The sequence below is a fragment of the Pseudomonas kitaguniensis genome, assembly GCF_049199985.1.
Lineage (GTDB): Bacteria > Pseudomonadota > Gammaproteobacteria > Pseudomonadales > Pseudomonadaceae > Aquipseudomonas > Aquipseudomonas kitaguniensis.
This window is the reverse complement of the sequence record NZ_JBLZPT010000047.1, coordinates 1-9990: the sequence shown is the minus strand read 5'-3', so window position 1 is coordinate 9990 and position 9990 is coordinate 1. Positions and strand designations below refer to the sequence as shown.

At 61.9% G+C, this 9990-nt stretch carries 3 protein-coding genes; all 3 read left to right on the top strand.

The annotated features are described in order from the left end of the window. Positions 1-265: 265 nt before the first annotated feature. From recC to recD, 3 genes are read left to right on the top strand one after another with little or no spacing between them, the layout of a single operon-like run. A complete protein-coding gene (recC, locus tag ACOZK9_RS27270) occupies positions 266-3718 on the top strand; it encodes an exodeoxyribonuclease V subunit gamma (RefSeq protein WP_421556979.1) in 3453 nt (1150 codons plus the stop codon). Beyond that, positions 3715-7386 (top strand): exodeoxyribonuclease V subunit beta, encoded by a 3672-nt coding sequence (recB, locus tag ACOZK9_RS27265; RefSeq protein WP_421556978.1) that lies wholly within the window; start codon positions 3715-3717, stop codon positions 7384-7386. Before recC ends, recB begins: the two co-directional genes overlap by 4 nt. After that, positions 7383-9473 carry an exodeoxyribonuclease V subunit alpha gene (gene recD, locus ACOZK9_RS27260; RefSeq protein WP_421556977.1) on the top strand — a complete coding sequence of 697 codons (2091 nt, stop codon included), beginning with the start codon at positions 7383-7385 and terminating at the stop codon, positions 9471-9473. The genes recB and recD overlap by 4 nt, the downstream gene beginning before the upstream one ends. Positions 9474-9990: the final 517 nt, after the last annotated feature.

The following is a 9990-nucleotide window of genomic DNA, read 5'->3' as shown; positions in this document are numbered from 1 at the left end:
AACTCAGTAGTGAAACGATGCATCGCCGATGGTAGTGTGGGGTTTCCCCATGTGAGAGTAGGTCATCGTCAAGATTAAATTCCAGAACCCCTGTTTGCTAACGCAAACAGGGGTTTTGTTTTGGGCGCTCGGAAACCTGTGCAGCTTGCTTGGCCCACCGCAGCGCACGAGACAAATGTGCACAGTTCTTTCATCCCAAGACCGCCCACGCCGCCTTCAATGCTAAAGTCGATCCCTCGATTTTGGTTTTCCCAAGGAAGCCGTTATGCCGTATGCGACGTCCCTCAGTGCTGGATTCATGGTGGTTCACGGCAACCGCCTGGATGAGCTGCGCAGCCTGGTCGTCAGTTGGATGCGGCGTTATCCGCTCGCGCCCCTGGAAAATGAAATCGCTCTGGTACAAAGCAACGGCATCGCCCAATGGCTCAAGTTAGCCTTGGCCGAAGACCCGGAAGCAGATGATATGGGTGGCTGCGGCATTGCTGCGGCAATCGATGTGCAACTTCCCGGCAGCTTTATGTGGCAGCTCTATCGTATGGTCTTGGGCCGTGACCAAATCCCGCCCAAGTCCCTGCTCGATAAAGCCCCACTGACGTGGCGCCTGATGCGCCTGCTACCCCAGCTCATCGACCAACCGCACTTTGAGCCGCTGCAACGTTTCCTCACCCACGACACTGACCTGCGTAAACGCTACCAACTCGCCGAGCGTTTGGCTGACTTGTTCGACCAATACCAGGTATACCGTGCCGATTGGCTGGAAGATTGGGCCGCTGGCCGCCACCAACTGCGCAACGGGCGGGGCGAATCCAAGCCGCTGAACCCCGCGAACTGCTGGCAGGCTGAGCTCTGGCGCGCACTCCTTTTGGATGTGGGTGAAGAAGGCATGGCCGAAAGTCGCGCCGGCGTTCACCAGCGCTTTATCGAACGCATCAATACGCTTGAGCAAGCGCCTGCGGGCTTGCCTTCCCGCGTTATCGTTTTCGGCATTTCATCCTTGCCCGCCCAAGCACTGGAAGCACTCGCCGGCCTGGCACGCTTCAGCCAAGTGCTGCTGTGTGTGCACAACCCTTGCCGTCACCATTGGTCCGACATCGTCGCCGACAAAGACCTGCTGCGTAACGAGTACAAACGCCAAGCGCGCAAGGCCGGCATGCCCGTCACCATCGACCCGCAAACCCTGCATCAGCATGCTCACCCGCTGCTGGCCGCCTGGGGTAAACAGGGCCGTGACTACATCAGCCTGCTCGACAGTTATGACGATCCCAACAGCTACCGCGCCGCGTTTAGTGATGGTCGAATCGACCTGTTCAGTGACAGCGAACCCACCACGCTGCTCAACCAGTTGCAAAACGATATTCTCGAGCTGCGCCCCCTCAATGAAACTCGTGAGTTTTGGCCCGCTGTCGACCTGCAACGCGATACGTCGATTCGCTTCCACATTGCCCATAGCGCACAACGTGAAGTAGAAATACTCCACGACCAGTTGCTGCAACGCTTCAGTGCGGACCCTGCGCTGCGCCCCCGCGACATCATTGTCATGGTGCCTGACGTTGACAGCTACGCGCCGCACATCCGCGCCGTGTTCGGACAGCTTGAGCGAAACGAACCACGCTTCATCCCGTTCACCCTGACCGACCAAGGCCAGCGTGGCCGCGACCCACTGCTGATCGCCGTCGAGCATCTGCTAAAGCTGCCCGACAGCCGCTTCCCGGTCAGCGAAATTCTCGACCTGCTCGACGTTCCGGCCCTGCGTGAACGTTTCGCCATCAAAGAACGCGACCTGCCCACACTGCATCGCTGGATCGAAGGCGCCGGCATCCGCTGGGGCCTCAACGCCGAGCAACGTGCGGGCTTGGGTTTACCGAAAGAGCTGGAACAAAACAGTTGGCGATTCGGCCTGCGCCGCATGCTCTTGGGTTACGCAGTCGGCACCGGCGTCGCGTGTGACGGTATCGAGCCTTACGACGAAATCGGTGGCCTCGACGCCGCCTTGATTGGCCCGCTGGTTGCGTTGCTCGATGCGCTGAACGACGCCCATCACGCCTTGTCACAACCGGCCGCGCCACAGGAGTGGGGCGAGCGCCTGCAACGCTTGATGCAGTTGTTCTTCCTCGCGAGCAGCGAACACGACGACTACCTGCTGAGCCAGCTCGAACAGCTCAGAGAAGATTGGCTGGAAACGTGTGAGTCCGTCGGCCTGCAGGACGAGTTACCGCTTACCGTAGTCCGTGAAGCGTGGTTAGCCGGCCTGGACCAAGGCCGCCTGTCCCAGCGTTTCCTCGCCGGGGCGGTCAATTTTTGCACGCTGATGCCCATGCGTGCGATCCCGTTCAAACTCGTCTGCCTGCTCGGTATGAACGACGGTGACTACCCGCGTGCCCAACCGCCGCTGGACTTTGACTTGATGGGCAGCGACTACCGCCCCGGCGACCGTTCACGCCGTGAAGACGACCGCTACCTGCTGCTTGAGGCGCTGCTGTCAGCCCGCGACCAACTCTATATCAGTTGGGTGGGCCGCAGCATTCGCGACAACAGTGAGCGCCCGGCCTCGGTTTTGATCGGCCAATTGCGCGACCATATCGCCAGCGGCTGGCACAGCGCACAACCAGACACAGCGCTAATCGATGCGATGACCCAGGAGCACCCGCTCCAGCCTTTCAGCGCGCGCTACTTTCACGAAGGTGACGCGCTGTTCAGCTACGCCCGCGAATGGCAGTTGCTGCACCAATCGCCCGGCGGCCTCTTGAACCAGGAAGAATTGCCAGCGCATCAACAAGACGAACCGCTGAGCCTTGGCCAGTTGCAAGACTTCCTGCGCAACCCGGTTAAACACTTCTTCAGCCAGCGTCTGAAAGTGTTCTTTGAAGCCGCCGAAGTTCCGCTGGCCGATGAAGAGCCGTTCGTGCTCGACGCGCTGCAACGCTACAGCCTCAGCGATAGCTTACTCAACGCCGCGCTCAGCCAACCGGATCATGTCGACCAGGCCCTGCATGCTCAGGCCCTGCGCCTGCAAGGCAGCGGCTTGCTGCCCATGGTCGGTTTCGGCGAATGCCTGCGCAACGAATTGGTCGAGCCATTGCCCGATCTAGTGCACCGTTACCAACAATTACTGGCGCTCTGGCCCACGCCACAAACGGCGGCCGAACCGATCAATTTTGAGCACCACGGTATTCACTTGGAAGGCTGGGTCGGCGGCCTGCATCGGCGCAGTGATGGCGGCTTGTTAAGCGTGACCACCATCCCCAACAGCATCGGTTCGATCAAGACGCGCAAATGGCATCGGCTGATTCGTCCCTGGGTCAATCACGTGGTGGCCTGCGCGTGCGGTTTGCCGCTGAGTACCGGTTTGGTCGCGAGCGACGATACTTTGCTACTGGCACCGTTGGAAAAAACCGCCGCCCAGGAAATACTCGGTAACCTGCTGTTGGCCTGGCAACTCGGCATGCGCAAACCGCTGCCGGTGGCGGTCAAAACAGCCTTTGCCTGGCTCGGCCAAACCGACCCCGCCAAGGCCCAGGCTGCCGCGAGTAAAGCCTACGAAGGCGACGGCCTGACCACTGATGGCGAACGCCGCGAAACCCCGGCACTTACCCGACAGTTCCCCGACTACGCTGCGCTGGTGGCCAGCGAAGAATTCGAAGGCTGGTGCGAAACCCTGTATCGCCCGCTGATCAACGCGCCATGGCGATCACTCAGCAGCGAGGAGGCCAGCGCATGAGCAGCAAACCCTTGGCCCTGGCTTTCCCGCTAAAAGGCAGCCAGCTGATTGAAGCCAGCGCCGGCACCGGCAAAACCTTCACCATTTCCGCCCTGTACCTGCGCCTGGTACTCGGCCACGGTGGCGCAGAAACCGGCTTTGACCGCGAACTGTTGCCGCCGCAAATCCTCGTGGTGACCTTCACCGATGCCGCCACCAAAGAGCTGCGCGAACGCATCCGCATCCGCTTGGCCGAAGCCGCGCGGTTCTTTCGCGATGAAATCGGGCAACCTGACGCGCTGATCGCTGAGCTGCGCGATCAATACCCGTCCGAACAATGGCCCGCGTGTGCCAACCGCCTCGACATCGCCGCGCAATGGATGGACGAAGCCGCCGTCTCGACCATCCACAGTTGGTGCCAACGGATGCTGCGCGAACACGCATTCGACAGCGGCAGCCTGTTCACCCAAACCCTGGAAACTGATCACAGCGACCTGCTTGGCGAAGTACTGCGCGATTACTGGCGGCTGTTCTGCTACCCGATGCACGACGACGCGCTCAACTGGGTGCGCAACAACTGGAGCGGCCCCGCTGCGCTGATGCCGCGCGTGCGTGCGCTGTTCGGCAGCGAACGGCCGGCGCTTGATGCGCGCGAGCCCGCCGAGCTGATCAATGCGTGCCTGCAAGAACGCCGTGAAGCGTTGGTAAACCTCAAGGCGCCCTGGCAGCAATGGGCTGCCGAACTGCGTGACATCTGCCTGCAAGCCGTCGCCGCCAAAGCCGTCGACGGTCGCAAGATGCAGGCGCGTTACTTCGAGCCCTGGTTCGAAAAAATCAGCGACTGGGCCGCTGATGACACCCTCGAACAACTCGACATCGGCACCGGCTTCAGCCGCCTCACGCCCGATGGCATGGCCGAAGCCTGGAAGGACGAGCCGCCGCATCACCCGGGCATCGACGCGATGGCCAGCCTCAAAGCCAGCCTGGACGCGTTGCCAACCCCCGATGCCGCCGTGTTGCAACATGCGGCCGATTGGGTGGGTAAACGGTTTGAAGAAGAAAAACGCCGACGTGCCGAAATGGGCTTCGACGACATGCTGATCCGCCTGAATGCGGCGCTGCAGGCTGACGGCGGTGAACGCCTTGCCAGTGTGATTCGCGAGCAGTTCCCGGTGGCCCTGATCGATGAATTCCAGGACACCGACCCGGTGCAGTACAGCATCTTCGACAGCATCTACCGCATCGAAGAAAACCACACGGACAGCGGCCTGTTCCTGATCGGCGACCCGAAGCAGGCGATCTATGCCTTCCGCGGTGCCGACATCTACACCTACCTGCGTGCGCGCCAATCAACCACCGGCCGCCACCACACGTTAGGCACTAACTACCGCTCCAGCCATGCGATGGTCGAGGCGGTGAACCATGTGTTCCAGCGTGCCGAAACAGGCCGTGGCGCATTCCTGTTCCGCGAGCCGACGGGCGATAACCCGGTGCCGTTCCACCCAGTGTTATCGCAAGGCCGCAAGGAGCACCTGCAGGTCGATGGCCAGACGTTGCCGGCGATGAACCTCTGGCACCTGCCCACCGATCAGCCGATTTCCAACGCGGTGTATCGTCAGCAACTGGCGGCGGCCTGCGCCACGCAGATCGTCGAGCTGCTCAATGGCGGACAGCAAGGCACGGCCGGTTTTGTAAAGGACCAGCGCTTGGAAGGCGTGCTGCCGTCAAACATCGCGATTCTGGTGCGCGACGGCAAGGAGGCGCAAGCGGTGCGCGGCGAATTGGCCGCACGTGGCGTGCGCAGCGTATACCTGTCCGATAAAGATTCAGTCTTCTCCGCCCAGGAAGCGCATGACCTTTTGGCCTGGCTCAAGGCCTGCGCCGAACCTGATGTAGAACGCCCGCTACGCGCCGCGCTGGCATGCGTCACCCTGAACCTGCCACTGCTTGAACTGGAGCGTCTGAACCTGGACGAACTCGCGTGGGAAACCCGCGTGATGCAATTCCGTGGCTACCGCGCGATTTGGCGTACCCAAGGCGTGCTGCCGATGCTGCGTCGGCTGCTGCACGATTTCAAACTGCCGCAAACCCTGATCGCGCGCAGCGACGGCGAACGCGTGTTGACCAACCTGTTGCACCTCAGCGAATTGCTGCAACAGGCGGCCTCGGAACTGGATGGCGAACAAGCGTTGATCCGTCATTTGGCCGAGCACCTGGCGTTGTCGGCGCAAGCCGGTGAAGAGCAGATTCTGCGCCTTGAAAGCGATGAGCAACTGGTCAAGGTGGTGACCATCCACAAGTCCAAGGGCCTGGAATACGACCTGGTGTTTCTGCCCTTCATCTGCTCGGCCAAGCCGGTAGACGGCAGCCGATTGCCCCTTCACTACCATGACGAACAGGGCAAGTCCCACGTCAGCCTGCGGCCGACCGACGAATTGATCGCTCAGGCCGATGACGAGCGCCTGGCCGAAGACCTGCGTTTGTTCTACGTCGCACTGACCCGCGCCAAACACGCCTGCTGGCTTGGCATTGCCGACCTCAAACGTGGCAATAACAGCCGCTCCGTGTTGCACCTGTCCGCGTTGGGGTATCTGCTCGGCGGCGGCGCGTCGTTGGGCGAGTCCGCGGGCTTGGCGCGCTGGCTGCTGGATTTGCAGGCAGGCTGCCCGGCCATCCACTACGCCTGCGTGCCCGAAGCGCAAGACCTGGTTTTTTACCCGCCACGCAACGAGGCCGCCTTGCTCGCGCCATTGCTGCCCAAGCGCAAGGCCGCCGAAAACTGGTGGATCGCCTCCTACAGCGCGCTGCGCATTGGCGACAGCATGAGCGCCGCCAGCCTTGAAGCACCGGAAAGCCCACAGGCCCAGAAGCTGTTTGATGACGAGCGCCTCGACCCCGACGCACCGCGCGAAGTGGCTGCGTCCGGCGGCGATATTCACCGTTTCCCACGCGGTCCCAACCCCGGCACCTTCCTCCACGGCCTGTTGGAGTGGGCGGGCGAGGAGGGTTTCAACGTTACACCCGAGGCCATCGAAAAGGCTGTGGGCGCGCGCTGCAACCGCCGTAACTGGCAAGGTTGGATCGTCACCCTCAGTGGCTGGCTGGGGCATGTGTTGCAAACGCCGCTGCCCGTGGATAACGACCGCATCACCCTGAGCAGCTTGCAGCAGTACCAGATCGAAATGGAATTCTGGTTCGCCAGCCACAAAGTCGACGTGCTCGCCCTCGACAAATTGGTGTGCCAGTACACGCATAACGGCGTCTCGCGGGTTGCCGCCGAACCGGTGCTGCTCAACGGCATGTTCAAGGGCTTTATCGACCTGACCTTCGAACACGACGGCCGTTATTACGTGGCCGACTACAAATCCAACTGGCTCGGCCCTGACGATTTGGCCTACACCCATGACGCCATGGAACTGTCGATCCTGGAGCATCGGTACGACCTGCAATACGTGCTTTACCTGCTGGCCTTGCACCGCCAGCTCAAGGCACGCCTGCCGGATTACGACTACGACCGCCACGTCGGCGGTGCGTTGTACCTGTTCTTGCGCGGCACCCAGTCGGCCAGCCACGGCGCGTATTTCACCCGGCCGCCCCGCGAATTGATCGAAGGCCTGGACCTGCTGTTCCAGGGCAAGCCAATACCGCCCAAGGTTGAGCCCGCCTGGGAACAAGGAGTGCTGTTATGAGCCTGTCGCCTTTACCGCTTGAGGACCTGCTGCCGCTCAGTCGTGCTGCCGACTTGGTGCAGTTGCTGGAGCGTTGGGTTGATCGCGGCTGGTTGCGCGCTCTGGATAAAGCCTTCGTCGGCTTTTTGCACGAACTTGATCCACACGCGGACCCTTTGGTGTTGCTGGCGGCAGCGCTGACCAGTCACCAACTCGGCCACGGCCACGTATGCCTCGACCTGTTCGAAACCCTCAAGGCGCCGGATTTTGCCTTGTCGCTGCCGCCCGAGGGCGACCAGCAAACCGGCGCCATGCTGCTGCCTTCGCAATTGCTCGTTGGCCTGGACGGCGCCGAATGGTGCCACGCGCTGGCGTCCAGTCGTTTGGTCGCGCGGGCTGTCGATGGCAGTGACGCTGCCCAAAGTCGGCCCCTGGTGCTGTGCGGTAAGCGCCTGTATTTGCGCCGTTACTGGGCCTACGAGCGGCGCATCGACACAGCGTTGCGCCTGCGCCTGGCCACCCGGGAAAGCGTGGCCGCCGATTTGCCGCAACGCCTCAACCGTTTGTTCGACCAAGCGCCGCCCGATGGTGTTATCGACTGGCAAAAACTCGCCTGCGCCCTGGCCACTCGCGGTGCATTCAGCATCGTCACGGGCGGCCCCGGCACCGGCAAAACCACCACCGTGGTGCGCCTGCTTGCACTGTTGCAGGCGCCCGCCGTGGAGGCCGGCAGCCCGTTGCGCATCCGCCTGGCTGCGCCGACCGGTAAAGCCGCCGCGCGCCTGACCGAATCGATCAGCCAGCAAGTGCTGTCGCTGAACGTACCGGACAACGTGCGCGAAAAAATCCCGACGCAAGTCACCACGGTTCACCGCCTGCTCGGCAGTCGCCCCGGCACCCGGCACTTTCGTCATCACTTGGCTAACCCGTTGCCACTGGACGTGCTGGTGGTGGACGAAGCCTCGATGATCGACCTGGAAATGATGGCCAACCTGCTGGACGCCTTGCCGCCCCACGCGCGCTTGGTATTACTCGGCGACAAGGACCAGCTTGCTTCGGTAGAGGCCGGCGCCGTACTCGGCGATTTGTGCCGCGACGCCGAGGCCGGTTGGTACAGCGCCGATACGCGCCAGTGGCTGCAAGCGGTCAGCGGCGAAGACCTCGGCGCCAGCGGCCTGCAGGAAGACCTCGACGGCAGCCATCCGCTGGCTCAGCAAGTGGTGATGCTGCGCTACTCGCGGCGTTTTGGTGAAGGCAGTGGCATCGGCCAGTTGGCACGCTGGGTCAACCAGCAAAATGCCGAAGAAGCGCGCGCGCTGTTGGCCGCTCGCAGTCATGCTGACCTGTTTTGTGTCAGCCTCAAGGGCGAACACGACACTGCCCTGGAGCGCTTGGTGCTGGACGGGCAGGGCGACGGCGCCCAAGGCTATCGCTATTACCTTAACCTGCTGCAAAGCGCGCGCCCGGCAGCCGATACCCCGCGTGAAAACCCCGCCTGGACCCTCTGGGCGCAACACCTGCTGCAAGCGTTCGACGCGTTCCAGCTGCTCTGCGCCGTGCGCAAAGGCCCGTGGGGCGTAGAAGGTTTGAACCTGCGCATCACCGCCGCCCTGCGCAAAGTGCGGCTGATCGAAGGCGACGAACACTGGTACGAAGGCCGCCCGGTGCTGATGACCCGCAACGATTACGGGCTGGGCTTAATGAATGGTGACATCGGTATCGCCCTCAAACTGCCCGAGAGCGATGGCGGCCCGCTGGTGCTGCGCGTGGCTTTCCCACGCAACGATGGCCAGGGCGGCGTACGCTTTGTTTTGCCGAGCCGACTGAACGATGTGGAAACCGTGTACGCCATGACCGTGCACAAATCCCAGGGCTCAGAATTCACCCACACCGCGCTGATATTGCCGGATGCGCTGAACCCGGTGCTGACCAAAGAGCTGATCTACACCGGCATCACCCGCGCCAAACGCTGGTTCAGCCTGATCGAGCCGCGCGGCGGCGTATTCGAAGAGGCCGTGCGGCGCAAGGTCAAACGCTTGAGCGGGTTGATGCTGGAGTTGGACGCCGCGCCTGAGAATATAGCGGACCTTGAGCAGCCCAGCCTTTAGCGGCATGTGGCGCAGTTCAACTGTGGGAGGGGGCTTGCTCCCGATGGCGGTGGTTCAGCCAAGGATGTATTGACTGACCCACCGTCATCGCGAGCAAGCCCGCTCCCACACTTATTGGAATGTGGCGCAGAATTTTGCAGCTGTCGCGGTTCCACTGTGGGAGGGGGCTTGCTCCCGATGGCGGCAGTTCGGCTACTGATTTATTGACTGACCCACCGCCATCGCGAGCAAGCCCACACACTTATTGGAATGTGGCGCAGAATTTTGCAGCTGTCGCAGTTCCACTGTGGGAGGGGGCTTGCTCCCGATGGCGGTGGTTCAGCCAAGGATTTATTGACTGACCCACCGTCATCGCGAGCAAGCCCGCTCCCACACTTATTGGAATGTGGCGCAGAATTTTGCAGCTGCCGCAGTTCAACTGTGGGAGGGGGCTTGCTCCCGATGGCGGTGGTTCAGCTACTGATTTATTGACTGACCCACCGTCATCGCGAGCAAGCCCGCTCCCACACTTAATGGA

What these genes read in the sequence shown, in the direction of transcription:
- recC (WP_421556979.1), top strand. Translation starts at nt 266, where the DNA reads ATGCCGTATGCGACGTCCCTCAGTGCTGGATTCATGGTGGTTCACGGC.
- recB (WP_421556978.1), top strand. Translation starts at nt 3,715, where the DNA reads ATGAGCAGCAAACCCTTGGCCCTGGCTTTCCCGCTAAAAGGCAGCCAG.
- recD (WP_421556977.1), top strand. Translation starts at nt 7,383, where the DNA reads ATGAGCCTGTCGCCTTTACCGCTTGAGGACCTGCTGCCGCTCAGTCGT.